The sequence below is a fragment of the Corynebacterium anserum genome, assembly GCF_014262665.1.
GTDB lineage: Bacteria > Actinomycetota > Actinomycetes > Mycobacteriales > Mycobacteriaceae > Corynebacterium > Corynebacterium anserum.
In genome coordinates this window covers 1,826,105-1,850,470 of record NZ_CP046883.1, presented here as the reverse complement: position 1 = coordinate 1,850,470, position 24,366 = coordinate 1,826,105, and the positions used below count along the sequence as shown (strand labels likewise).

At 54.6% G+C, this 24,366-nt stretch carries 17 protein-coding genes and 1 pseudogene; 14 read left to right on the top strand and 4 right to left on the bottom strand.

The window, feature by feature from the left end:
• Positions 1 to 787: 787 nt before the first annotated feature.
• The gene (gene eccB, locus GP473_RS07705; protein WP_186276808.1) at positions 788 to 2,029 is read left to right on the top strand and encodes a type VII secretion protein EccB; all 1,242 of its coding nucleotides are present in this window, start codon (positions 788 to 790) and stop codon (positions 2,027 to 2,029) included.
• 218 nt (positions 2,030 to 2,247) lie between these two features.
• On the opposite strand, the pseudogene GP473_RS09500 reads toward eccB, so the two are convergent.
• Together GP473_RS09500 and GP473_RS07700 are read right to left on the bottom strand one after the other, a co-directional pair.
• Positions 2,248 to 3,021, bottom strand: a pseudogene (locus tag GP473_RS09500) (S8 family serine peptidase); the annotation flags it as partial.
• 2 nt (positions 3,022 to 3,023) lie between these two features.
• Positions 3,024 to 4,196, bottom strand: coding sequence for an EsaB/YukD family protein (locus GP473_RS07700; RefSeq protein ID WP_185770308.1), 1,173 nt, complete (start codon positions 4,194 to 4,196; stop codon positions 3,024 to 3,026).
• Positions 4,197 to 4,604: 408 nt separating this feature from the next.
• Here GP473_RS07700 and GP473_RS07695 point away from each other — a divergent pair, with 408 nt between their 5' ends.
• From GP473_RS07695 to GP473_RS07645, 11 genes are all read left to right on the top strand, one after another.
• Complete coding sequence (locus GP473_RS07695) at positions 4,605 to 7,844, top strand: FtsK/SpoIIIE domain-containing protein (RefSeq protein ID WP_186276807.1); 3,240 nt, start codon at positions 4,605 to 4,607, stop codon at positions 7,842 to 7,844.
• A complete protein-coding gene (locus tag GP473_RS07690) occupies positions 7,841 to 9,157 on the top strand; it encodes a type VII secretion-associated protein (protein WP_186276806.1) in 1,317 nt (438 codons plus the stop codon). Before GP473_RS07695 ends, GP473_RS07690 begins: the two co-directional genes overlap by 4 nt.
• A 286-nt stretch (positions 9,158 to 9,443) precedes the next feature.
• The gene (locus GP473_RS07685; RefSeq protein ID WP_186276805.1) at positions 9,444 to 9,731 is read left to right on the top strand and encodes a WXG100 family type VII secretion target; all 288 of its coding nucleotides are present in this window, start codon (positions 9,444 to 9,446) and stop codon (positions 9,729 to 9,731) included.
• Between the two features lie 56 nt (positions 9,732 to 9,787).
• Positions 9,788 to 10,069 carry a WXG100 family type VII secretion target gene (locus GP473_RS07680; protein WP_185770304.1) on the top strand — a complete coding sequence of 94 codons (282 nt, stop codon included), beginning with the start codon at positions 9,788 to 9,790 and terminating at the stop codon, positions 10,067 to 10,069.
• A 509-nt stretch (positions 10,070 to 10,578) separates the two neighbouring features.
• The gene (gene rplM / locus GP473_RS07675; RefSeq protein ID WP_185770303.1) at positions 10,579 to 11,022 is read left to right on the top strand and encodes a 50S ribosomal protein L13; all 444 of its coding nucleotides are present in this window, start codon (positions 10,579 to 10,581) and stop codon (positions 11,020 to 11,022) included.
• A complete protein-coding gene (gene rpsI, locus GP473_RS07670; RefSeq protein WP_185770302.1) occupies positions 11,022 to 11,549 on the top strand; it encodes a 30S ribosomal protein S9 in 528 nt (175 codons plus the stop codon). Before rplM ends, rpsI begins: the two co-directional genes overlap by 1 nt.
• Before the next feature lie 441 nt (positions 11,550 to 11,990).
• Positions 11,991 to 12,974: a biotin synthase BioB gene (gene bioB, locus GP473_RS07665; RefSeq protein WP_185770301.1), complete on the top strand. Its 984-nt coding sequence runs from the start codon at positions 11,991 to 11,993 to the stop codon at positions 12,972 to 12,974.
• A 95-nt stretch (positions 12,975 to 13,069) separates the two neighbouring features.
• On the top strand, positions 13,070 to 13,339 hold the full coding sequence (bsaP, locus tag GP473_RS07660) for a biotin synthase auxiliary protein BsaP (RefSeq protein ID WP_185770300.1): 270 nt from the start codon (positions 13,070 to 13,072) through the stop codon (positions 13,337 to 13,339).
• A 149-nt stretch (positions 13,340 to 13,488) separates the two neighbouring features.
• Entirely contained in the window at positions 13,489 to 14,832 is a 1,344-nt protein-coding gene (gene glmM, locus GP473_RS07655; RefSeq protein WP_185770299.1) for a phosphoglucosamine mutase, read from the top strand.
• A 231-nt stretch (positions 14,833 to 15,063) separates the two neighbouring features.
• Positions 15,064 to 15,366 (top strand): hypothetical protein, encoded by a 303-nt coding sequence (locus GP473_RS07650; RefSeq protein WP_185770298.1) that lies wholly within the window; start codon positions 15,064 to 15,066, stop codon positions 15,364 to 15,366.
• Positions 15,363 to 17,417: a hypothetical protein gene (locus tag GP473_RS07645; protein ID WP_186276804.1), complete on the top strand. Its 2,055-nt coding sequence runs from the start codon at positions 15,363 to 15,365 to the stop codon at positions 17,415 to 17,417. The genes GP473_RS07650 and GP473_RS07645 overlap by 4 nt, the downstream gene beginning before the upstream one ends.
• A 383-nt stretch (positions 17,418 to 17,800) precedes the next feature.
• On the opposite strand, the gene GP473_RS07640 is transcribed toward GP473_RS07645, so the two are convergent.
• Positions 17,801 to 18,691, bottom strand: coding sequence for a dienelactone hydrolase family protein (locus GP473_RS07640; protein WP_186276803.1), 891 nt, complete (start codon positions 18,689 to 18,691; stop codon positions 17,801 to 17,803).
• 302 nt (positions 18,692 to 18,993) lie between these two features.
• Here GP473_RS07640 and glmS point away from each other — a divergent pair, with 302 nt between their 5' ends.
• The gene (glmS, locus tag GP473_RS07635) at positions 18,994 to 20,856 is read left to right on the top strand and encodes a glutamine--fructose-6-phosphate transaminase (isomerizing) (protein ID WP_185770294.1); all 1,863 of its coding nucleotides are present in this window, start codon (positions 18,994 to 18,996) and stop codon (positions 20,854 to 20,856) included.
• 39 nt (positions 20,857 to 20,895) lie between these two features.
• The gene (alr, locus tag GP473_RS07630) at positions 20,896 to 22,674 is read left to right on the top strand and encodes an alanine racemase (RefSeq protein ID WP_246394755.1); all 1,779 of its coding nucleotides are present in this window, start codon (positions 20,896 to 20,898) and stop codon (positions 22,672 to 22,674) included.
• Positions 22,675 to 22,696: 22 nt separating this feature from the next.
• Here the strand turns inward: alr and GP473_RS07625 are convergent, their stop codons facing one another.
• Positions 22,697 to 24,352, bottom strand: a complete 1,656-nt coding sequence (locus GP473_RS07625; protein WP_186276802.1) for a glycerol-3-phosphate dehydrogenase/oxidase — start codon at positions 24,350 to 24,352, stop codon at positions 22,697 to 22,699.
• Positions 24,353 to 24,366: the final 14 nt, after the last annotated feature.

Below are 24,366 nucleotides of genomic sequence, written 5' to 3'. Positions count from 1 at the left end.
GCACGGACTGCTGGGCGCACACAACGACGGTGCTGCCCGGAACACAATTGAGTGAAAGCACCTCACCTGAGGGTAGTAATCCGATGCTCCATTCGGGGCTCGCGGGGATAGTGAGCTTGTCGGGGAGAGGACGCAGGGTGTCGGAAGAATCCGGGGTGTCGTGGAATTCTCGCGCCTTCACCCCACATGCTGCGGCCGCAAAAACTAACGCTGAACTGACTCGTTCAGGCACCCCGATAAGGAAAAAGTTCATAGATGAGTGACGCCACAATAATGGTGCCGGGTCAGAATCCTCCAATCGAAGTGGAGCAAGTAGAGCATGGCGGTCGATTGTCCGGCTTTCAGCCCCATGCCAGAAATGCTGCGGAGCTGAGGAAAGCGTAAACCAGCGCAGCGTGTGCGTTTGTTCTCTACGGCTATGCAGCATCAATGCTGCTGCGCTGGCTAGCGCGAGGAGAGCCAGCACTACACACAGCATGAGCCCTCCGAGATTTATCTCCGCCGGATGATCCATGAGTTATCCCCCTCACAACCCCAAAAGCGTACCGCCATCCTTGGGCTGGCCTGCTTCTTGCTTGTGGACTCTATCTAATCAAAATATTCGGTCGTGCTCAGCAAAAAGTAGCGAAACCCAGTGAAAAGGAGAGGGTATCGTCAAACGGGAAGCAACGTGCGCCCTGGCGTGCCATACTGAGCTGGAACAAGTAAAACAGCGCGTGAGACGGATTCCCTTGGATCCGTTGGGGGACGGCCTTATAAACAGCGCGCGACATGATAAGGGGGATTAATGCGAACTACAGGTATTCAGGTATCTGGTTACGGCTTTCTGCTGCGCCGACTGGAATTGGCGCTGGTGATCGGTGATCCGCGGATGGCCCACGATCCGCTGAGGAGTCAGCGGCGTGCGATTTTCGTGGGGGTGTTGGCGAGTTTGCTCATCGCCGGAGGTGCAGTGATGCTCGGTTTGCTCCGCCCGCAGCCCTCCATTGGGGAGACGCCTTTGGTGGTTGATGAGTCAGGAACGCTGCATGTACGCCTTGAGGATGCGTTCCATCCGATAACTAACGTGGCTAGCGCCCGTCTTGTTTTAAGGCAGCCTGCTGAGGTGCAGAAAACTACGTCGGAGCAGCTAGCTCAGTTTCCCATCGGCGATTCGATGGGCATTGCCATCGCACCTGGGTTGGTGCATGCGCCGAAGCGGGAGTTCTTATTCTGCGAGCCGGGAGTGGTGCTAGCTTCTCCAGAAGTCCGTTGGCATGAGCACGCTGTTTTGGAATCCCCGAGTGGAACGTGGTTAGTGGCAGGGCAAGAGCGTTTTAAAATCGACGCCACGTCGCCCTTAGCCTTAGGCGCTCCCACGATCCCCGTCAGCGATGGTTTTGCAGGACAGTTTGTGCGCAAAGCTGACGTGACGCTTCCGAAGGGAAAAACGATGATGCCCGCTCCATTCGATGTCGCAGGCCGTGTGCTCTTGGTGGGAGATAGGGCTTTTATGGCGAGTCAGGGAGGCATCGCAGAAATCACAGGCCCGCGGAGGGAATTGGCTGAGGCATTGTCCACTCATCCGCCGATATACGTGAGTTTGCAGGAGGTCGTGGAGAAGCCTCGTGTGGAGGTGTTGGAAGGAGTACCCCAGCACGACGTGCAGTGGGCGGAACCAGAAATGCTCTGTGCCGGAAGCAAAGGCTTGGGTGAGCCCCAAGGCATGCAACTTCCGAATGAAGTGGGGAAACTAAGGCAACCACAGGCGCCGGCGTACGACGGGGAGCATTTCTTTGGCCCGCGTGGTACCTCGGCCGTTGTCACTGAACGTGGTTTCGCGTTGGTGAGTGAGAACGGGCTCTATTTTTCTATTGGGCGTGAAGAGGATATTGAGGTATTGGGCTTTCCGGGTGTGCAGTCTGCGCCGTGGCGTGTGTTGTCGGTGTTGCCGAATGCAGGTCTTCTTTCTGAAGATAACGCGCGGGCGATTAATGTGACGATGCCTACGACAAACACCAACAGGGATAAAGCACCGGGGACAGAATAATCGTTATGAACAGGTTCAATGGGGTGTGCTTGCACTGATAATTCCAGCGTATGATCTTCCGAGTGAAAAGTGTGCGCGTGTTGATCCGGTTTGTGGTGTTGAGATGGAGGGAATGTGTGTTTATCTCTGTGGGATAGCGCCAGTTCCACGGCTGCTTGGGGGTTGATCACACGTATTGGAACGGATGTGCCTGGGGAAGCTCCGCCGGGGTGGGCGCTATCGAGCATGATGGAGCGCACGAGGTTAGCGGGTGCGTCTGGCAGGATTTGCCACACTAACGCAGCGGTAGCACTTACCACGGGGGCAGCAAAAGACGTGCCGGTGAAGGGCTGGGGGTCGCCCACAATGGTATGTACCTTCCCGTCCATTGTGAGTTGCGCACTCACTGGTCCTCCAGGTGCGTAGATGTCGGCCCATGGCCCTGGTGCGTTGTAGTGCGCGACAACTCTGCCTGCGTCCCATGTGCCTGTGGTGGGGTCTGGGTGCCGGGGCTCTACTGCCCCTACTGCGAGTACTCCGTCGATCATGGCTGGGTATGGTGCGGTCTTTTCGTCGCATTGCCCTCTGTTACCAACCGACGCCACTACGAGCACATTTTGTTTGTGAGCCCGCGCAATGGCATCTCTGAGTTGAGGTGTGTCTTCGCATGTCACCATAGAGATGTTGAGTACTGTTGGTTTTTCTTGGAGAGCGCGATTAATAGCATTGACTAGATCGGCGACGGTGCCGTTGGACCGCTCGGGGTGTGGAGAATGACGCACTGACCGTATGTCGGCACCAGGAGCAATGCTTTTGAGGACGGAGGCGACTGCCGTGCCGTGGAGAAGACAATGGTCTCGATCGCCAGACGTACCGGGGTTGGCTGCACCTGTGTCTATGAGGGCTATAGGGACGTTGTTGCCTGTGGTGATGGCATGGGGAATGTCGCCTACATCGAGGGGGAGCGAGGGGCCGGTGATCGGTGTGGCGCAGTGTGTGTATTGCGTGGGCATGTTTATCCAATCCCCCTGATGATGGTGAAAATACCCGTCGTGTATAAGGCGAGGGGAATAGCGACGGTAAAAGCTAGGGCTTCCAATAAATCAATGAGGCGGCCGAGCATCGGTGACGTAATACGTACAGCGGGTAGACCGACCAGCGCCAGGCCTGCAATGCCCCAGGGAACATGCAACGAGATCCATAGAATGAGAAGCGCGGAGGTTATGAGCATTGCTGATGCATGGATGGGCCGTGTACCTCGAGCGCTTGCTCCGCAGCCGGCCACGGCGAGGGCCAAGGCTATTAACCAACCGTTAGGTTCAGTGCCCCATGGGATGAGCTGGTAGAAGCACGCCAGTATGACTGCACAGAAGCTGATAACGAGCGTGGAATGCACGGTAACGATGGACCCAGCGCGGGAGCTTGTCGTTTCCTGAAATAGGCCTGTAGCAGGGACTTTAGGTAGGGTGATGCCAGCGATTCCCACCGAGAGTTGACCTGAATAGGCGAGGGCTATGAGCGCCACGATCAGTGTGAGCCCGGGATGGATGTTGATGGCCGCAAATACCGTGAGCGTAACGGTGGCGATTCGTGCAATGCCTGCTCGCCACACAAGCAGTGCAGCGCAGACGCATGCACCTAAAACATTGATATTGAGACCTATACCGAAACCAATTATGGCGGCAATGTAGGTGTATTTCTTGTCATAGAGAGATCCAGCTGCACACGCAAAGCCACAGAGCGTAGTCAATACTGAGGAAATGAGGACAGTGGGATTGCTCATGACTTGGCCAGTGGGCAGACCCCAGGCTGCGGCGCCGTGTGATGTGGTGGGATGAAATAACGGTGCGGAATGCCAACTCAATAAGGCTGCAATACCCGCCATAATCCATACTCCGTAGTTGCCGCGAATAGGTCCGGAGAGCTCTTCGATGGCTTCTGGTTGCGGTGCAGGAACGTGTGCGAGATCGAGAGTGAGACGCTCGCCGGGACGCACTCCGGCGTCGATAAGGGATTGTTCCGGGCGAATTGCCGTTAAAGCGCGTGTGAGTACCCAGTGTTGCCCTGGTTCAATTGTCGTTTCCTGCTCCACAAGGTGTGGAATGAGCTCAGCGACCGGTACATGGTCTGCTACTGCTGCGTTGATGATCGTGCCCGTTGATGGCACGGAAATGCTGACGGCCAGCATAAAGATTCCCCCTTAGAAATAGTCCCCTTAGATAGCGACGCACTGACCTCGCCAACTAACTCTTACTGCGTAAACGCCCCATATACGTGGGATGTGCAGTAGCGCGATAGGCGCGAGCACGAGACTGTGACGGTGAGCAGTGCCCGACCGCGTGTATCCGACGTATACGTCTGATTGCGTACGCGATGTACTCACTCTAGTAGGTGCTTGTGGTCGACGCATGAAAATCTGCGGAACGTAGGGTGCTTGCCATGAATCTGTAGGAATATTGGCTAATACCTAGCGTTATGCGTTTGCGCATGGCACACTAGGTGACACCTTGTGCGGATGGTCGGGGGTTTTTCCGTTCATCGCATATGAGGGGACGAATATTGGGGGGACAATCACGATGGGAGGGGACCCGTTATCATGCAATCTCAGGCTCCGCCGACGTTGCCTAAAGATAAACAGCCTTTTATTCGAATGCTCATGCCCGCCATCATGCTGGTTGCAGTGACGGGAATGATCGGTGCAATGATCTTATCTGGTGCAGGGCGATCACCGATGACGTTCATTTTCCCGCTCATGCTGCTGGGATCTATGGCCGTGATGTTTTCACCGGGAACCAACGTGGATGAAATGCGACGTTCCTTCCATCGCCACATTGATGCTCTCCGTGATTCGCTGGAAAGAACACGCACAGAGCAGTTGCAACGGATGGCAGAAGCCCACCCAGATCCGCATGCGCTGTGGTCTCATGTTCTGACAGAGGTGGATGTGACCGCGCCGACCGGAACAGTGCGGCTGGGGACAGCTGTGCAGGCTCCGGAGGATCCATTGGAGATACCGGTCAATGCACCTCCAGAAGACCTAGAACCCGTCAGCGCTATGAGTTTGCGCGACGTGGCGCTGAAATACGCCACCATCGAGGCGCCGGTTGCCGTGGAGTTATCGAGTTTTCACTGTGTCGTTCTCACCGGTGAAGGCGCACAGGGACTTTCCCGTGCGATGCAGGCTCAACTGGTCATGCAAGCAACAGATGCGCTCACCATCATCGGGCCACATGATGAATGGTTGCCCCATGATGGTCCTCAGAAGGTGACTTTTTGTGATGGCCGTTCACCTGTGACAGCGGGAGCGGTTGTGACCGACCCGAGCGAGGAATGGGTTGAGGATGCCAAAGCTCAGGGACTTTTACTGCACGTCGAGGGCGAGTCTAACAACTGGGTACTATCCGCGTGGACTATGGATGGTTGGGCGCCTTTTGGTGTGGCCGATCAGCTTTCAGATGTGGAACTTGCACAGATCTGCCGCTCCCGGTCGCAGGTGCGTGGTGCCACTAGTCTGTTGGAACTTCCGGGCGGTGATCTACGAGCGCCGATTGGCTTTTCCGGCGCACCAGTGTATCTCGATATCAAGGAATCCGCGCTGGGGGGTATTGGTCCGCATGGCTTATGCATTGGTGCAACGGGAAGTGGTAAGTCGGAATTTCTCAAGAGCTGCGTGATCAGCTTTGCGCATAACCATTCACCTCAAGAGCTGAACTTTATTCTGGTTGATTTCAAAGGTGGTGCGTCCTTCCTCAGCATGGATCGACTGCCTCACACCAGCGCCATTATCACCAATTTGGCTGAGGAGGCGGGGTTGGTTGACCGAATGCAGGATTCTCTGCTGGGGGAGATGCATCGCCGGCAAGAACGCCTCCGTGCTGCCGGATTGACCACCGCTAAGGAATTCAATGAGCGTTATCCGGGTGAAATGCCTGCGCTGTTCATCGTTGTGGACGAGTTCTCCGAATTGCTCCATGCCCGTCCGGAATTCGCTGATGTCTTCGCAGCGATTGGCCGTTTAGGGCGAAGTTTGCGTATGCATTTGCTTCTCGCGAGTCAGCGCTTGGAGGAGGGTCGGCTACGAGGCCTCGAGTCACATCTGTCTTATCGCATCGCATTGCGCACGTTTTCTGCTGCGGAGTCTCGGGCACTAATCGGGTCCACTGCGGCTTATGAACTTCCTGCTAACCCAGGGGCGGCGATTTTGTATGCGCAGGATGCCATTCGATTTCAGTCCGCGTATGTATCGGGGCCTGAACTTCCACAGGATCAGCGTATGGTGCGGAGGCTTGGCGTCGAAGTGCAATCGACGATGACCACGCAACAACGCGTGATTGAGCAGTTAGCTGGCCCCACCCATAAGCTGGTGTGGCTCCCACCGTTGCCGGAGATTCTTCCCGCACATGAGGTAATGGAGCCAGAAGCGCCGATGGTTGCGCGGGTCGGCCTGGAGGATCTTCCTTTCGAGGGTGAGCAGGTGGGATATTCGGTTGACCTTTCCCGACGCCACTGGGCGGTCGTCGGACAACCTCGTACAGGGAAGACGAGTTTTCTCCGTGCGCTTGTTCTAGGAACAGTGATGTCCACTCCTCATGTGCCGATCTATATCTTCGATCCAGGTGGGAGTCTGTGCCACTTGACTCGCTTGCCGCAGGTTGCGGCGGCCGTAGGAGTGGACCACCTATCGCGCCTGCTTGATGAGGTAGAGATGCTTACCGGACCGCGCCTGTTGCTCGTTGACGGTGTGGATCAACTCGGGGATGAGGAACAACGGGTGATTCGGATGGCAACCTCTGGTTTAGAAAAAGGGCTGCATGTGGTCGTCACTGCTTTGCGGTGGAATTTCCGCCCTGCGCTCAGGGATGTGCTGACGGGACACGTGGAATTCAAGATGACTGCATTGGATGCGCATTTTCGCGATGCGCAACGCAGTCTTCCTGACATGCCAGGACGAGCAGTATCCCATCGGGGTAAACACGTGCAGATTGCACATGTAACAGGACAGGACATCGAACATGTCCGCCAGATATCTGTGAAGCGTGGAGAAAAAGATAGAACCATGAAGGTCCTGCCCCGCCTTCTGCCAGCGAAAGAGATACCTGATTACGCTTTTGCTCTCGGCGGGCCAACACTCGACCCAGTGGAGTGGGACTTCCGCGTCTTCCCGCACATGGTGGCGGTGGGACAATCAGGTTCGGGCATCACTACGGCGCTGCGTTCGGTCGTGCGTGCGTTGCGTGCACGCAGCGACGTGGAGTGTGACTTTCTCATCACGGATGCCCGGCGCGGGCTACTGGATAACCAGGGATATGCAGTGCCGGAAGAATTCCGGATGCGATTGCGCGAATGGGTCGCTGTGCTGGAGCAGCGCATTCCTGGGCCGGATGTCACTCCCAAGCAACTTCGCGAACGGACATGGTGGAGTGGACCCGAACTGTTCGTGGTCGTGGATGATGCAGATGCTGACCCGGGTTTAGACGTACTTCACTCCGTGTTGCCGTATGCCGCAGATATTGGGCTGCATGTGGTGATGGGTAGGCGTTCAGGCACCTTCGCGCGCGCCAGTTATCAGCCGCTGTTGCAAGCGATGCGTGACCAGTCAGCCTGGCTGATCTTCAGCGCACCCAGGGAAGATGGGCCAATCGCGGGGCAAAAACTGGTGCGTAGAGATCCGGGGCGTGCAGTTTTTGTGCACGCTGACCCGTGGTTAGTGCAGGTAGCTATTGATGACATGGACACCGTCAGCAAGGTAGAGGCGGCAGAGAGCGATGGCTATTGCGTGAGCAATGAGAGTGAGCCGGTTGGAGTCCGTGTTGGAAAGGAAGGAGCAGAAGCGTGAACAATTCCGTAGAGGCTGCGCCTCTGCCACAGTCAATGCAGCCAGAAGATTGCAATGATCTGCCGGGCAAAGAGCCGTTGGGACCGCTTGCAGCTGCTGTGGCGCTCCAGGAATCGGGAATCCTCGTTCATGCCATGACCGTGACAGACCTATCGTCGGGTTATTGCGTAACAGGAGTTAACCCTGACGTGAAAGATCCTTTTCTGGCTGGAGAAGGCGAACCCACGTTCCGCGGTTCCCTGATTGGGCTGAAACAACTCGAAATGTTGCGTGAATTGGTGCTTGATGTTCTGGATCACCGCAAGGTACATCCGGAATGGGCGCAGATGGATACTCCGATACCCCGTAACGATTTTCCTTGGGGTGTGGGAATGCCTGAGCCCGATGTGGTGGTGGCCGGTGCTCATGCGGAGATCCTCGCTGACTACTTGTGTTGTGTGGGAGTGAGAGCAAGGAAGATCGACGCAGACCGTGCTCTGTGGATTGCCCATGATCTGGAGGAAGCTCGGCAGAAAATAGCTCGGTGGGAACACGACGACCAAGCTGACGAGAGCAAACCACATTGGAAATCACGGTGGCTTCGGTCACCGCAAGGACACGTAGTGCATACATCGCCGTTAAAGCTCGCTGCAGCTATCGGTGCGGTAATGCTCTTCGCTATCGGTGGAGTTTCCGTTATATCCGTGTTGAGAGACACCGATGCTCAGTCAGTTGTTGCTGGTGACCAGGGGAGAGGTAGCGTCGAAGAAAAGAATGCGGGAGAAAACGCGGAGCTAATAACGGAACCGGGGCAAGAACCAGGGGATACAGAGGATAGAGCCACGGAAGGAGCGCGTGACAGACCTGCACAACCGAACCAGACGGCAACGCCTGAGCCGCCGTGGCGTGAGCACCATATTCAAGGGCAGGAGATGCGTCCTGCGTCTATGAACAGAGCCGATGTTCCAGTGCGTATGGAACTGCAAGGATGGAGGCGTATAGGGGCTACGGCGGATCGAGAAGAATTTATGTCAGCAGATCCTGGAATGCGTGTGTTAGTTAGTGCGAAGAAGACTCCGTTAAATTCCCAGGAACAGTTGGATGCCGCGGTGCTAAAAGCAATCGACAATGCGGAGGGGGTACGTGTGGCGGGACGATCCCCGGTGAGTTACGAGGAAGCGTATCCAGAATCGACGACTCTCTGGCATGTGCGTTTAGTAGAGGGACATCAAGTTTCCATCGGTTGTCAGTTTAGAGAAGTCACCGGTCCGCGACTGGAAAAGTGTGATCAAGCTGCGGATATCGCTGGTCCGGATCTGAAGACGAAACGCTGAAAACCTCTGAATAGCGCAAGTCTCTGAGCAACACGTCACGAAGTTACTGCGCACCGCGTAGGGGTGATGGTTGCAAAAGAACGCACCTGAGGCAGGGAATTCAGTGTGGGGAAATGGAGCGGTGGGTGAACCAATACAGCGTGTGCGGAGTCTTATGTATGTAGAAGGAGGATGTGCAGGAGATTCGCATAGCTTCCTTCTGATTAACCAACGCCATCGTGGGGAGATAAACAATCTGGAATCTCACTGGGCGTATTGTTGCCGAGTAGTTAGGGGAGGGCTAGAGATGAGCTTTCAAACAGATATTTCAACTATGAATAGCGCCGCCGCGAAAGTGGATCGGATCAACGGCGAAGTGCAAGGAGAATTGACTCGCCTCCAAGGTGTGGTGCAAGACGTAGCTGCGAGTTGGAAGGACGATGCGCAAAATTCCTTCGCGGGGTTGATGGAGCGTTGGAATGATAATGCACGCCAGTTGCGTGAGGCGTTGAACAGTATCGCAGATAACATTCGAGCAAACGCCACAGGCTTCGATGACGCTGAAGCGGAAAACGTATCCGCATTCCGAGGCTAAGCACGAGCAAACTTTCAACAGCACATTGAATTCGTCACATCAGGGGAGGACACATCATGATTCACTATAACTTTGCCCAGATCGCTCAAGCGGCTGAGGATATCAACAGCACGAAAAACCGGATCGACGGGATTCTAGATAATCTCAAGCACGATCTTCAGCCATTAGTTACCCAGTGGGAGGGTGAATCTGCAACGGCATACCAAGCAGCTCAACACAAGTGGGATAACAGCGCACATGAGTTGAACATCGTGCTCGGACAAGTGGCGATGGCTGTACGGGACTCCAATGACCGTATGAGTCAGATCAACATGAATGCGGCTAACAGCTGGGCATAAGAGTTCAGAAAAATGCAAAAACGGGGTGCGCAGTGCGTTAATTACCTACTGCAAGAACCTTGATGTCCGCAGTGGTGCCTTCATCCTTTTCCAAAGCAGTAAGAAATACGTTCCAGGAATAGTAAGGGGTACGGCTGCGGTTTTGCTATGCGGATTTTTCTGCGATTCTGCTGAGTTTTTGCAGCTCTACCGAGCTGTGCCATTCGGGGGTTGGTTGCGATTGTCCTGTATAGGCAGATACGAAGATTGAATCGCCCTTGTTGGGCAATTTTTACCGTGCGCCCCAATGAGGAGTAATGAGTGGCGGGGAGTCATGATTTTGGGGAGACGTTGCTGTTCGGGTAGAGTTTATCGGGTTGCACACGTCCCTTCGCAGGGAACGTGGTCGTCCGTGGGTCCCAACCGGCCGCCACGGGCACTCGCAGATTCCATTGATCGTGCTAGTCACCAACAGATCCTGTGAGAGCAGCGCCTGGCTGGCAGCTCCAATAAGACTCAAGGAGTCCAACGTGACTACTTTCCACCCAAAGAGCGGTGACATTACCCGTAAGTGGTACGTCATCGACGCCACTGATGTGGTACTGGGCCGTCTTGCCGTGACAGCAGCGGATTTGCTGCGTGGTAAGAAGAAGCCATACTACGCACCGAACGTTGACTGCGGTGACAATGTCATCATCATCAATGCTGACAAGGTGCATGTTTCCTCCAATAAGCGCGAGCGCGAGATGCGCTACCGCCACTCCGGCTACCCAGGTGGCCTGAAGTCCATGACCTTGGGCCGCTCCCTGGAGCTGCACCCAGAGCGTGTTGTGGAAGAGGCAGTTCGTGGCATGATGCCACACAACAAGCTCTCCCGCGCTTCCATCAAGAAGCTTCGCGTCTTCGCAGGCCCAGAGCACACCTTTGAGGCTCAGAAGCCAGAGACCTACGAGATCAAGCAGGTGGCACAGTAATGACTGAGAACAACGAGAACAACTACGAAGGCGAGTACACCGCTGCTGATGCTGTGAATGAAGAGTTCGTGGCAACCATCGGTGACTCTGTAGCTACCGAGGCTGCCGACGAGGAAGCCCCAGCTGCTCCTGAGCTCTTCGAAGGCACTATCCAGACTGTCGGTCGCCGCAAGGAAGCTATCGTCCGCGTCCGCATGGTGCAGGGTTCCGGCCAGTTCATCTGCAACGGCCGTACCTTGGAGGACTACTTCCCTAACAAGCTGCACCAGCAGCTCATCAAAGCTCCGCTGGTATTGCTGGAGCGCGAGAACCAGTTCGACATCGTGGCTAACCTGAAGGGCGGCGGGCCGTCCGGTCAGGCCGGCGCATTCCGCCTGGCTATCGCCCGTGCTCTGAACAAGTACAACCCAGAGGAGCGCACTCAGCTGAAGAAGGCGGGCTTCCTGACCCGCGACGCTCGTGCGGTTGAGCGTAAGAAGGCTGGTCTGCACAAGGCACGCCGTGCTCCGCAGTACTCCAAGCGTTAAGTTTTTCGCGTACTGTCTCCAACCCCCACACTGTCTTCGGGCAGGGTGGGGGTTGTGTCTTCAGTCCACATTGTTCGCATTTCTTAGAAATCGGCATAGTTAATTCCTAAGTATGTTTGGCTAGTGCACTACTCGGCTCTGGAACAATCCCGGATAACTCACTACCTGGGTGGCTGCGCGTAGCTCACTGTATCGGTGGGTGCAATAGTTAAGTGGACATAGAACTAGAACACTGTAGATGTGTGTTTATAAATTGAAAGGGATCATCTGAGGGGGGTTTCCGATAATTCTGTGAGCCTATATCGAGGGTAGGGGAGACTGTCTTAGGGGCTATGACGTGTGTGTTTGTGTCTCGTCTAGATATCTACCTCTCAACAATAATTAAACGATGTTCAAAATAGCCTTGAACGGTGTTCATGTTCTGGGTTAACGTGCCTAAACATGAGTGACATTTTGGAAACAGCCCGCACTAAGGCTCTAGACAAAGGTGAAGGACTCACGCAGGAAGAGCTTCTACAGGTTCTGCATCTACCAGACTCGGACTTAGAAGAGATGGCTGACGTCGCGCATCAGACTCGCTTGAAATGGTGTGGTCCCGATGTGGAAGTAGAAGGCATTATTTCAATTAAAACTGGTGGTTGCCCTGAAGACTGTCACTTCTGTTCCCAGTCAGGACTTTTTGAATCACCGGTCCGTGCTGCACGGCTCAATATCGGAGACTTAGTCGAAGCCGCTAAGCGCACGAGAAAATCAGGTGCGACAGAGTTTTGTATCGTGGCTGCGGTAAAAGGCCCGGATCATGCGCTGTTGGAGCAAGTCGGTGAAGCGGTAGAAGCGATCAACAAGGAAATCGAGATCGATATCAGTTGCTCACTGGGCACATTGACTCTGGAGCAGGCGCAGCAGCTTAAGGATATGGGCGTGCGTCGTTATAACCACAATCTGGAGACCTCCCGCAGTTTCTTCCCTAAAGTCGTCACCACTCATAGTTGGGACGAGCGCCGTGAGACGTTGGACAATGTGCGTCGCGTGGGCATGGAGATTTGTTCCGGCGGAATTATTGGCATGGGAGAATCTTTAGAACAGCGTGCTGAATTCGCGGCTCAGTTGGCGGAAATTGAGCCTTGTGAGGTACCGATGAACTTCCTGGATCCTCGCCCGGGAACGCCTTTTGCTGATCGCCCCCTCGTGCCGGTGGGTGAAGGTTTACGCGCCGTGGCTATGTTCCGTTTTGCTATGCCGAAGACCACGTTGCGTTTTGCTGGAGGCCGCGAGCTGTCCCTGGGCGATGACGGCACAGAGAAGGGCTTACTGGGCGGCATTAATGCCATCATTGCCGGCAATTATTTGACCACTTTGGGTCAGGCCATTGAGAAAGATGTGGATATGTTGCATCGCATCGATCTTCCTATCAAGGCTCTGTAAAGTGCCGAGGGAATTGTCGATGTTATGAGTACCCGCTTCTCTCCGCAATCTCCCCTAGGCGGCCTCCTACAACTCGTGCGGCAGGAAACACGGAAATGGATGACGTAGTGATACAAGATAGTCCGCTTGCGCAGGCTGTACTCTTCGGAGTGCCACCGCTATTTCATCCGAATACTGGCCAAGACCTCCGTGACTGTGCGAATCCAGCGCAGGTGAGAGTTCATTTTGCAGCGGCTGCTGGTTTGGATGTGGCGCGTTACTGCCAGCTTTGTGGGCGGCGCATGATAGTGCAGGTACGTCCTGATGGCTGGAACGCTCGCTGTTCCCGACATGGAGAACTCGATTCTTCACTGTTGGATCACTAGTGCGTGCACACTGTTCAACCATGAGTGATTGCATGCTTCCGTGAGCGGTTAACAGCGCCTGCAAGCGTTTAATTACCGCAGGTGGAATGCAATTTCTAATTGACGACTGAGCGGGAGGGCCTGTGAGCGCACGTGTAGACTTGTCTCCTATGGCAAAACTCTTTGGAACAGATGGAGTGCGCGGCTTAGCTAATGAGAAACTCACCGCTCCTCTTGCAATGAAGTTGGGTGCTGCCGCTGCCCGGGTTCTCGTAGACCACGAGGCGCAGGGCAACCGTCGCCCGACGGCTGTGGTCGGTCGTGATCCTCGTGTGTCTGGCGAGATGCTTACCGCTGCGTTGGCTTCAGGTATGGCTGCTCAGGGTGTGGACGTACTGGATGTGGGAATATTACCGACGCCCGCGGTCGCTTATTTGACGGATGCTTTTGGCGCAGACATGGGTGTGATGATTTCCGCTTCTCACAACCCGATGCCAGATAACGGCATAAAGTTTTTCGCCGCTGGTGGCCACAAGTTGGATGACGCGGTCGAAGATGAGATTGAAGCGACCATGTTGGCATTACCGGAGACGGGGCCAACGGGTGCAGCCATTGGGCGCATTATTGATGAGTCTGACAACGCGTTGGATCGTTATTTGAGTCATTTGCGCAACGCGGTTCCCACTCCGTTGGATGGGATTCGTGTGGTCGTGGATTGCGCTAATGGTGCGGCGTTTACTGCAGCTCCAGAGGCTTATCGCAGTGCTGGCGCCGAGGTAATCGCGATCCACAATCACCCCAATTCCTACAACATCAACGATGGCGTGGGGTCCACTCATATCGAGGTGATCCAGAAGGCAGTCGTGGAGCATCAGGCGGATATTGGCCTTGCCCACGATGGAGATGCCGACCGTTGCCTCGCTGTGGATTCTGAGGGCAATGTTGTGGATGGCGATCAGATTATGGCAATCCTCGCGGTGGCGATGAAGGAAGATGGGGAACTTAAGAAGAACACCCTCGTGGCCACTGTCATGTCCAACTTGGGTCTGAAGTTGGCTATGAAGGAGCATGGTATTTCTATGCGGGAGACCGCAGTTGGCGATCGTTATGTCTTGGCTGATTTGCGCGCGGGAGATTATTCCCTGGGGGGTGAGCAGTCCGGGCACATCGTGATTCCTGAGCATGGCACGACTGGTGATGGAACGCTGACGGGCTTGTCGATCATGGCTCGCATGGCGATCACGGGCAAGCCGTTGAGCGAATTGGCATCTGTGATGACGGTGCTTCCACAGACGTTGATTAACGTGCCTGTGGAGGACAAAACCCGTATTGCCCAGCATCCTCAGGTGGTCGAGGCTATCCAGAAAGCGAAGGAGACATTGGGGGAGACGGGTCGAGTCTTGTTGCGTCCATCTGGTACTGAGGAGCTTTTCCGGGTGATGGTTGAGGCTGAGGATTCTGGAACAGCGCGGAAGATAGCCGGTCAGCTAGCTGCTGTGGTGGCTATGGTTTAGGCCAGCATGAACAGGGGTTGTTAATTCCTTTCCCGACGCCACGATAACTTGCCACCATCTATCCCTGGAAAACTGCCGTGTGCAGTGTGGGATGGTTGGAAGTTCGCGTCGTCTTTTTTGGGGTGGCCGGCAGTTCGGGTGGTCAATATTTTGGGGTGGCGTTTTCTGAGTGAACCATTTCTCAGACTCTGGAGTCTTATGGGGCAGATGATTCGAAAAGGGGGGATTCTCATGGTGCTGACTACCGAACCAGAGCAGGCTTTGCACGGAGCGCATAAGTTGCAGACAGAGCAGAGTCAGTGGGAGGAACAATTACAAGCGTTGAAACCTCAAGTGCCATTGTCTGCGTTTGGGAATGGTCTGCAGATAAAGGGAAATCAACTGCTGCAGTTAGTGAACAGAGCACATGATGTCAGGGTCGCCCATGCCCGCAGATTGCAACAAGCTGCAGCGTCTGGAGCAGAATTAATCGAAGCTGTCCGTACGGCTGACGAGGGCAATGCTGTGTCGTTCAATGGTGGGGGTAATCAGTGAGCAACCAACTAAGGCTTAACACGGCCATTGATGAACTGGAAAGAGTAGGCGTTGTCGTTGGTGCGTTGCGAGGACTTGCGCACTTCACAGAAGGCATGGATTTACAGGCCATCCGCAGACATCTGGTACCTGCTGTACATTCTGGAGAGCTACAGCGTGCCTTGCCGGCAGTTGCGGGTGCTGGGGGAGCCAGCGTCGTTAAAGGGCTGTTAGAGGTGTTGGGGGCGGCTGGTTCCTTTGTATCTGGTGTTTTGATGACGGGTGATTTTCTTGAGGGAGTGGGTGACGGTCAACCTTCTGCTGCAATTGATGCTGCGGCTCGAGAGCAATCTGAACATGAGCGCACGGTGGAGCAGAGCAGACAATCCACTGATCATGCGGTGCATTGCATGGAGGCGATGGACGGTTCCTGTGTCGCTCATGTGGAAAAGATTGTCTCAACGACGTGCAAATTCGTGAGACTAATACGAGGGGCTCTAGGTGATGGCGCGGGCCCAATGGTGGTTATTGAACCGATCTTGCATAAAGCCGTGAGCGTGATTCTTGGCATTCTACAACGGCGAAATGCGTCTCTTGAGGGGTGCATGGATGCCCTTATAGATGATCATCAAAAAGCGGCTCAGCCAGGGAATTCTGCAGCAGCTGTCTGTCAGGGGAAAACAGATGAGGCAGAGTCTGCAGCACCGAAACGCTGTGATACGGAGGCTGCAGGCTCCGCAGTGCAGAGGTTGTGCGAAACTGATGGGCCGGAGCAGCATGAGGAAAAACGGTCTATCGAAGAGGCACCCTCTGCAGCTGCGCCGAATACCACCATGTCAACGGTAACTGTTCCACCTAGTTCCGGGATGGAAGGTGCCAAGGAACGCATTCCATCTGTCAATGTCATGGCGCCTATTCAACCGGCACAGAGCCTACAGACTTCTCCGCTGGAAGGTCTGGCTGGAGCCTCCCATAATTGTGGTGATCAGCGTTTGCCACAGAGCGGGCTGGTTTCTTCTCTGATAGGGGCGGGATCAGCGGAGCTTTCGAGTCTTATTCCAGCGCAAAACTGTCCACCGCAAGTACCCACCACCCAGGACATACCGTCGGTTTCTACTTCTCAAGACATTCAACATCACATTCAGACGGGTATGGGCCAGATCCATGCAGGTGTGCAGCAGGGGCTCGGCAAAGCTGCTCATTTGTGGGATCAGTTTGCCGGAGCAGTAAATGAATCTCTGTGTCCGCCCGAATCCAATGGTGAACACTGCCCGTCTGAACCGACGCCCTGCGACGGACACAAGCTAGGTAGAGATGAGGCTGAAGATAATCTTCAGAAAGTATGTCCTCCTGAGACCGAGGTTGAGGCACCTTGTGTATCGGAAGCAGGAGAGCGGGAAGCATGCTCACCGGAGGCGGAAAATCAGAAAGCGGATGCATCGGAGCAAAAATGCGAAGAGAAATGCACCTCGGAACAAGAAAGTTCAGAGAAGAAAGCTAAGGAAAAAGACATATCAGGGGAAGAAACTCAGGATATGAAGTCTTCCACAGAGCCCGCTGAAAAGATCCAGGTATCTGAAAATTCCGAGCCGCCCCGTTATGCGGGATTTGATAAGAGCAGCCATCCATCGGTGCCCGTGGGTGCGGTAGATAAGCCGGTAGCTTCCTCGGCAGAAAACCTGGACCCAAACTCAGCAACAACACAAAATCCCACCCCAGAACAAGTAACAACCCTAGAGGAAAATCCGGCGCTTGAGGAAGAATCTGGTGTGGATCCAGCGCCTGGTGCAGACGGGGAACTAGTCGCAGGAAGAAGTGAATCTAACACTCCGATATCGCCCGTGGATCCCGAAGCAGCACCCGGGAGGCTAGAGGCGGCTCCTGGTAGTGCTGATCCACATTGGAGTCCCGACATTTGGGTGAGCGGTCTGAATAGTTCGGCTGACACCAACGCGGATGGCCCGACTGGACAATACCCAACTGGACAATACGTGAGAGATAACAGTGGAACGACCAGTGTCGCAGCGTCTAGCGATGTCCAGTACGAACTGTTGAGGAGTGGTCAATGGTGAATAAACACAAATATCAGATGATTCTAGACAATTATCTCACTCATGTAGAGAAAATAGTAGGAGAATTTGAACGAGAGATAGAGAAACAAACCGAAAAACTACGCCACTTGGGAACGAATAACACCGATGAGTTTAGAAAAAACGAAACCCTAGAGAAAGGGTCTCAGGAATCAGCTGAGAGTCGAGTCCCTCCTCGTTACTACCATGGCCAGGACAGGAGAGGGGGACTGGGGATTTTCAATGAATAGAGGCGGGGAATCGCACCCATTTCAAAGCACGTTTCGGGATGTTCCACCAAGTGCCTGATGCGACGAGTGGCTGAGCCGCGGTCAGTGAAAACCAGGTCTTTGGACACCCCGAAAGGAAGCAGAAGCGTGTAGTGACTACTTGATGAGTTTGCGCAGACTATCCACTGTGTCAGCATTCTCGGGCAACTCGCGGTACAACTGCATTTGAGAGGTGGCCTTCGTGTGTTTCAATGGCTCAGTTGGTTCGCGGAAAGACTTGTACTTTTTGTCATCTTCAGCCAAAACAAATCCGGTCATCAGTGCGCGAGCTGTTTCCTGGTTGGCAAATTCAGGAGTTCCCTGACCAATCAACATCTTGCGTGCCAATTTCTCGTGGAAACCTGCCGAACTTGCCTTATCCAACCTGCGGTAAACCACGTCACCTTTCCAGTATGCGGCCAAGCGCTCCGGGTTTCCGGATGGGATACTACTCAGTGAGCCGGCAGCGAGAACCATGCCTGGGGAATCTACGTGTTTTGCGGCTTCATAAGGGCTAGGGGAAGCATCCGAAGGATAAATAGCAATCACACCGGATAGAGGGGCAGCATCGCTTGGGTGCTTGGAATTCTCACGTGCGGTACGGCCAGTCGCTGCCAGTACCGCCGCAGCAGCACCCATGCCATGTCCAGCTAAAAACAGATTATTTGGCTGGACGGTAACGTTTCCATTTCCTAGGCGAACCCCAGCCAAGATCTGCAGAGCGGTTTCCAGATCTGCGGCGAAACCCCGATGATTCGGCACGAATCCCTTTTCAGTGTCCGGTGCTGCAACGGCGATTCCCCAACTCGCCAAGTGACGGAGAGTTGCATGATAACCATCCACACCTACTCGCCAATCGTGACCAAAGGCGAGGCCAGGGATGCCCTTACCTTCGGCAGGCACGTAGATACGGCCGGGGATACCCGCGAAAGAAAGGTCGCCGGTGAGCACTCGGTGAGGGCCACGCTTACCGAGTGCAGGAACAAGGTTCTTTAATTTGTCTGCCACGATGACTAAGCCTATCGGAAGCAACGAACTCGGTGCAGGGGGATGCCCCTGATTCGGTAAGCGAAACCTGGACAAGAACTGAAAAATGAGTACCGCACGCATTTGCGGCGCAGCAGAATACCAGCTCAACAGACCTCACTGTGCCATCAAAGCCAGAGCAATAGAATACGGGAGTTCACGGCGGGTAGTCGAAGCTGATGTGAAACGCGGAGCTTTGACCCCTTCAGAAAACTATAAATAAAGCGCCGTCCCGCCGGACATGACTCCCCGCGCTCGTCTTATCGCCGTGTATCGTTTCCCGTATGTGTGCAATCGTTGGTTACGTAGGGAATGCCGATGCGCTCCAGATCGGCCTGGACGCTCTCGAACGCATGGAATACCGTGGCTATGATTCGGCAGGAATCGCCGTCGTAGAACCGGGGAAGATCCACCTGGAAAAGAAGGAAGGCAAGCTCACCAACCTTCTTGAGCGCATCGATGAAGTCGGTCGCGAGAACTTTAGCGGCACGACCTGCATTGGCCATACCCGGTGGGCAACCCACGGGCGTCCTAACGATACGAACGCGCACCCCCACATTTCTTTCGATGGTAAAGCAGCCATCGTCCACAACGGCATCATTGAGAATTTCGCGACCCTACGCGCCGAAATCGAGAGCCAGGGAATAGAGCTCGTTTCAGAGACCGATTCTGAAGTAGCAGCCCATCTGCTGGCTTTGGCCTACAACGAAGGAGCTACCAAAGGAGATTTCGAAGCTTCTGCCCTGAGCGTTTTGGCTCGTCTCGAAGGTGCTTTCACCGTATTGTTCACCCACGTTGACGCTCCCGACCGCATCGTTGCGGGCCGTCGCTCAACCCCATTGATTGTCGGCGTGGGTGACGGTGAAAACTTCATCGGTTCGGATGTTGCTGCATTCATTGATCGCACCAAGAATGCCGTCGAATTGGGGCAGGATAACGCTGTAGTTATCACCCCAGAGGAATACAGAATCTACGACTTTCAAGGTAATGAGGTTGAAGGTAAACCTTTCACCATCGACTGGGATCTTGAAGCCGCGCAAAAGGATGGTTTCGATTCCTTCATGATGAAGGAGATTTACGAACAACCAGCGGCTGTGCGCGATACACTTGCAGGTCACTTCGTTGACGGGCGAGTGGTGCTTGATGAACAGCGCCTATCCGATGAGGACCTGCGTCAAGTAGAGAAAGTTTTCGTCGTAGCCTGTGGATCGGCCTATCACTCTGGTTTGTTAGCCAAGTATGCCATCGAACACTGGGTGCGGGTTCCTGTGGAAATCGAAGTGGCCTCTGAATTCCGCTACCGTGATCCAGTGCTGGATCGTCAGACACTCGTGGTTGCGGTTTCTCAATCCGGAGAAACCGCCGACACCCTTGAAGCTGTTCGTCACGCAAAGTCTCAAGGAGCGCGGGTTCTTGCTGTATGCAATACCAACGGCTCCCAAATTCCCCGCGAATCGGATGCCGTTTTGTATACACATGCCGGCCCAGAAATTGGAGTGGCATCAACCAAGGCGTTCCTCGCCCAAGTAGCTGCAAACTACGTAGTTGGTTTGGCTTTAGCCCAGGCACGTGGCACTAAGTACTCCGACGAGATCGCCACCATCTTTGACGAACTCGAAGCACTGCCGGAGAAGATAGAAAAAACTCTGGAGCTTCGCCAACAGATTCTTGACTTAGCTCATGAACTGGGAGCAGTGCGCACCATGCTCTTCCTAGGACGACATGTGGGATACCCCGTTGCCTGTGAGGGAGCACTGAAGCTAAAAGAGCTGGCGTACATCCATGCGGAGGGATTTGCCGCTGGTGAGCTTAAGCACGGGCCGATCGCCCTTATTGAGGACGACCTACCGGTAGTCGTTGTCGTGCCAAGCCCTCACGGGCGCCCCGTCCTTCACTCCAAGATCGTCTCCAATATCCAAGAGATTCGTGCTCGTGGTGCTAAAACCATCGTTGTTGCTGAAGCAGGGGATGAGGCTGTGAGGCCATTCGCAAACTATCTGCTGGAAATCCCGCAGACCTCCACTCTGGTTCAACCAATCCTGTCCACCATTCCACTGCAGTTCCTTGCGGCGGATATTGCGCGCGAATGTGGAAATGACGATATTGATAAGCCGCGTAACCTGGCCAAATCCGTGACCGTGGAGTAGGTTCGCCCACGTTCGTGACCGTGAGGCTAACCTGTCTCTATGAGCAATCACCAACCGTCGATATCAGTAACAACGGATGCCCCCGAGGAGAGCTCTGCGTGCCACAAGCCGCAGGAACACACCCTGGCGGAAATGGTTATTGACCTCGACGCCATTGCGCACAATACCCGAACCCTTAAAGCCATGGTTTCCGCTGCAGAGCTGATGGCTGTGGTAAAAGCGGATGCCTACAACCACGGCATGCGGCAGGTTGTTGAGACCATTCTTAGCGCTGGCGCCACTCAACTGGGAGTAGCGACTATTGATGAAGCCATGCGGATTCGGGCTGCTGGATTCGATGCACCCGTGACCGCCTGGATGTGGTTTCCAGGCGAAGAACTGTTCGGAGTTTTTGACCACAACATCACCCTCGGGTTGCCATCCCTTGCTCATACTGAAGCTTGCCTGCGTGCCGCGGAAGATTGGGAATCTAGCGGCGGTTGCGTTCCCAGCGTCACTCTCATGTTCGATTCAGGGTTGAGCAGAAGTGGCGTCGGGCCACGAGAATGGGAAGAGACTGCGAGGTTGATTGCGGCGGCAGAGAGGGAGGGGAAAATCCGCGTCACCGGTTTGATGACACACCTTGCTAGCGCTGATAGTGACGACGCGCGGGAAGTGACGGATCTCCAGAATCGACGTTTCGCCCGCGCTATTGAATTATGCCGTTCATTGGGAATGGAAGTCCCCATCAATCACATTGCCAATACTCCGGCGACGGTGTCGCGGCCGGATTTGCATCACCAGATGGTGCGCCCGGGCGTGGGCATCTATGGTGTAGACCCGATGGAAACTCAAGGCTCAGTGGGTCTGCGAACAGCAATGACTCTCCGTGCCCGCGTTCTGACAACCCGGGTGGTTCCGGCGGGGGAAGGCGTGAGCTATGGACATCTGTGGCGCGCGCAGAAGGACACCCGCACCGCCGTGGTGGCGCTGGGCTATGCTGATGGTCTTCCACGCAGTATGTCGGGGAAATTTGAGGTCACGATTGATGGCGTCGCGTACCCGCAGATTGGTCGCGTATGCATGGACCAGATTGTGATATCGCTTGATGATTCCGCTGATCCGCGAGCCGCCGAGCACACCGTTCAGCCGGGTGACTGGGCAGTGATTTTTGGTGAGGGCGGCACCAGTTTGGACGAATTCAGTGCGAAGGCAGAGACCATTCCTTATGAAATCCTCACCATGCCTCGCTGTCGAGTCGCACGGCGTTTCCTGCCTGTGAGAGATGCAGTCAAGGATGGGTTGACGGATTCTACGGATCTCCCCGTGGATTTGGCGACGCCAGGCCAGACTAACGCGCCGACCGCTGAATCGATGCGAGCTATCGGCCGTCACATTGGTGAGCAGGTGGGCGCGGGAACGGTCATCTCTCTGACTGGTCCGCTCGGTGCGGGGAAAACCACTTTGACACAAGGCCTAGCCGAAGGTCTCGGTGTGAAGGGGCGCGTGCAGTCTCCAACGTTCACCATCGTGCGCAGTCACAAACCAGGCGCGCCGGGTCAGCCCGGATTGCTCCATATGGATGCCTACCGTCTCCTCGGTGAAGAGGTTGCGGATACAATCGAGCCAGGAAAACACGTGGATCCACACATAGTCCTCGATGCGTTGGAGTCATTGGATTTGGATGCGGACGTGGACGCTGCAGTGCTTGTCGCAGAGTGGGGACGGGGAGTGGTCGAATCTCTGTCCGACAAGGTACTCGATGTGGAGATCCTTCGCGCTACCGGTGAAGATCATCCTGACGATGAGACGCGCGTGATCAGGTGGCGCTGGGTGTAAGCCTTCCTGGGTAGGGGCATATCTAAAGTCCGACTGCTTTCAACGCTTCTTGGGCGGTCGATTCTGCTTCTTCGCGGTCACCAGGAACTAGGCCGATTCGGGTGCGACGGTCTAGAATGTCGTCGATAGTCACAGCACCTTCATGTGTGACCGTGTAGGCCAGCTCAGCGCGGGTGATGTCGAGATTGCCTATTGTCTTATCTCCGTCGGGAATACTACATGCGTGGAGCACATTGATGGCTTCGTCTCCGTAACGCTGGATCATTGAATGCGGCATGGAGGCGAACGTATGCGCACGGTTTGCGGCCATCTTCTGACAGATTCCTGGTGAAACTGCCAGGGAAGCACCCACGAGAGGGATTTTTTTGGTGCTACATGGTGCCGCAACGTCCCTTATTTTTGCGCGAATCTTCGCGTCGCGTAAGGCTTCATCCACGGTTTGTTCGGCCATGAGACGGTACTCGGTAAGCTTGCCACCCGTTACTGTTATCAGCCCATCGTTATTGAGGATGAGATGCTCGCGAGATAGATCTGCAGTGGGACCGTTCTCTCCTTGAGCGTTGTTGTTTCGTATCTGAACAAGCGGTCGTAGACCGGCAAACGCTGCTAGCACATCGTCGTTGGTAAGGGATACTCTCAGAGCTCGGTTTACAACATTCAATATCCAACGAATATCTTCTTCAGGTGCGTGTGGCACATCTTCAAGATCAGCTTTTTCGTCAGTGAGTCCGATATAGCAGCGTCCCAATTGAACGGGAAGAATGAAGCAAAACCGATTAATCGAACCTGGCACGGCAACTGTCAGCGCCCCAGTTGGGTTACCAAGTTTTTTGGAATCGACAACTACGTGAGTGCCGCGGCTAGGGGTGACAGTCACTTCTTTCTCTAGACCACCTGCCCATACTCCAGTTGCATTAATGACACCAGCAGCTTTGACCTGAATGGTTCCACCAGGGACGGTGGCTTTTTCCGGAAGTCCTTTGTCAAGAGTGATCGTCACAGACTTCATACCCTCGTCGTCTCGACCTCTAGATACATCAGCACGAGCGTGGGTAAGGATATCGGCTCCATAACCAGCGGCGGTGCGAGCTAACGCGGTGACTAGGCGGGCATCATCAATGAGTTGCCCATCGTAGTTTACAAAACCAAACTTGATATGATCCGCGACTGAGGGACAGAATTGACGTACTTTGTGCGCAGAGATGGTGCGAGACCGGGGGAGGGTTTTCGCTGATGTACCAGCAGCCTTGCGGAGAAGATCGCCGGCAATAAATCCTGCGCGTGGGATGAGAGATAGCGGATTGTAATTTTGGACTGCAACAACTTGTGGCAATGCGCGTGTTAGGTGTGGGGCTGTATGTTCCATCAGAATTCCACGCTCGACTGCGCTGCGTTGGGCTATGCCTACGTTTCCGCTGGCAAGGTAACGTAAACCCCCGTGAGCTAATTTTGAGGACCAACGGGAAGTTCCGAAAGCAAGATCAACTGCGTCGACAAGGAGAACCTTGAGCCCACGACTAGCTGCATCTAAAGCTACGCCAGATCCAGTGACGCCAGCTCCGACTATGACGAGATCATAACTAGATTTAGAGTTGAGGCGTTTGAGGAGGCCAGAGCGGTAATCTGGAGACAGTATAGTGTTCTCGGGGGTGAATTCTTTGGTGGTATTCATATACATAAAGTTAATCCCTA

Bases quoted from the DNA above. Each gene is read 5' to 3' on its own strand.
- GP473_RS07695 (WP_186276807.1), top strand. From the start codon at position 4,605: ATGCAATCTCAGGCTCCGCCGACGTTGCCTAAAGATAAACAGCCTTTT.
- eccB (WP_186276808.1), top strand. From the start codon at position 788: ATGCGAACTACAGGTATTCAGGTATCTGGTTACGGCTTTCTGCTGCGC.
- GP473_RS07680 (WP_185770304.1), top strand. From the start codon at position 9,788: ATGATTCACTATAACTTTGCCCAGATCGCTCAAGCGGCTGAGGATATC.
- alr (WP_246394755.1), top strand. From the start codon at position 20,896: ATGAGCAATCACCAACCGTCGATATCAGTAACAACGGATGCCCCCGAG.
- GP473_RS07650 (WP_185770298.1), top strand. From the start codon at position 15,064: ATGGTGCTGACTACCGAACCAGAGCAGGCTTTGCACGGAGCGCATAAG.
- GP473_RS07685 (WP_186276805.1), top strand. From the start codon at position 9,444: ATGAGCTTTCAAACAGATATTTCAACTATGAATAGCGCCGCCGCGAAA.
- bsaP (WP_185770300.1), top strand. From the start codon at position 13,070: ATGGATGACGTAGTGATACAAGATAGTCCGCTTGCGCAGGCTGTACTC.
- bioB (WP_185770301.1), top strand. From the start codon at position 11,991: ATGAGTGACATTTTGGAAACAGCCCGCACTAAGGCTCTAGACAAAGGT.
- rpsI (WP_185770302.1), top strand. From the start codon at position 11,022: ATGACTGAGAACAACGAGAACAACTACGAAGGCGAGTACACCGCTGCT.
- glmM (WP_185770299.1), top strand. From the start codon at position 13,489: ATGGCAAAACTCTTTGGAACAGATGGAGTGCGCGGCTTAGCTAATGAG.
- GP473_RS07700 (WP_185770308.1), bottom strand. From the start codon at position 4,196: ATGCTGGCCGTCAGCATTTCCGTGCCATCAACGGGCACGATCATCAAC.
- GP473_RS07625 (WP_186276802.1), bottom strand. From the start codon at position 24,352: ATGTATATGAATACCACCAAAGAATTCACCCCCGAGAACACTATACTG.
- glmS (WP_185770294.1), top strand. From the start codon at position 18,994: ATGTGTGCAATCGTTGGTTACGTAGGGAATGCCGATGCGCTCCAGATC.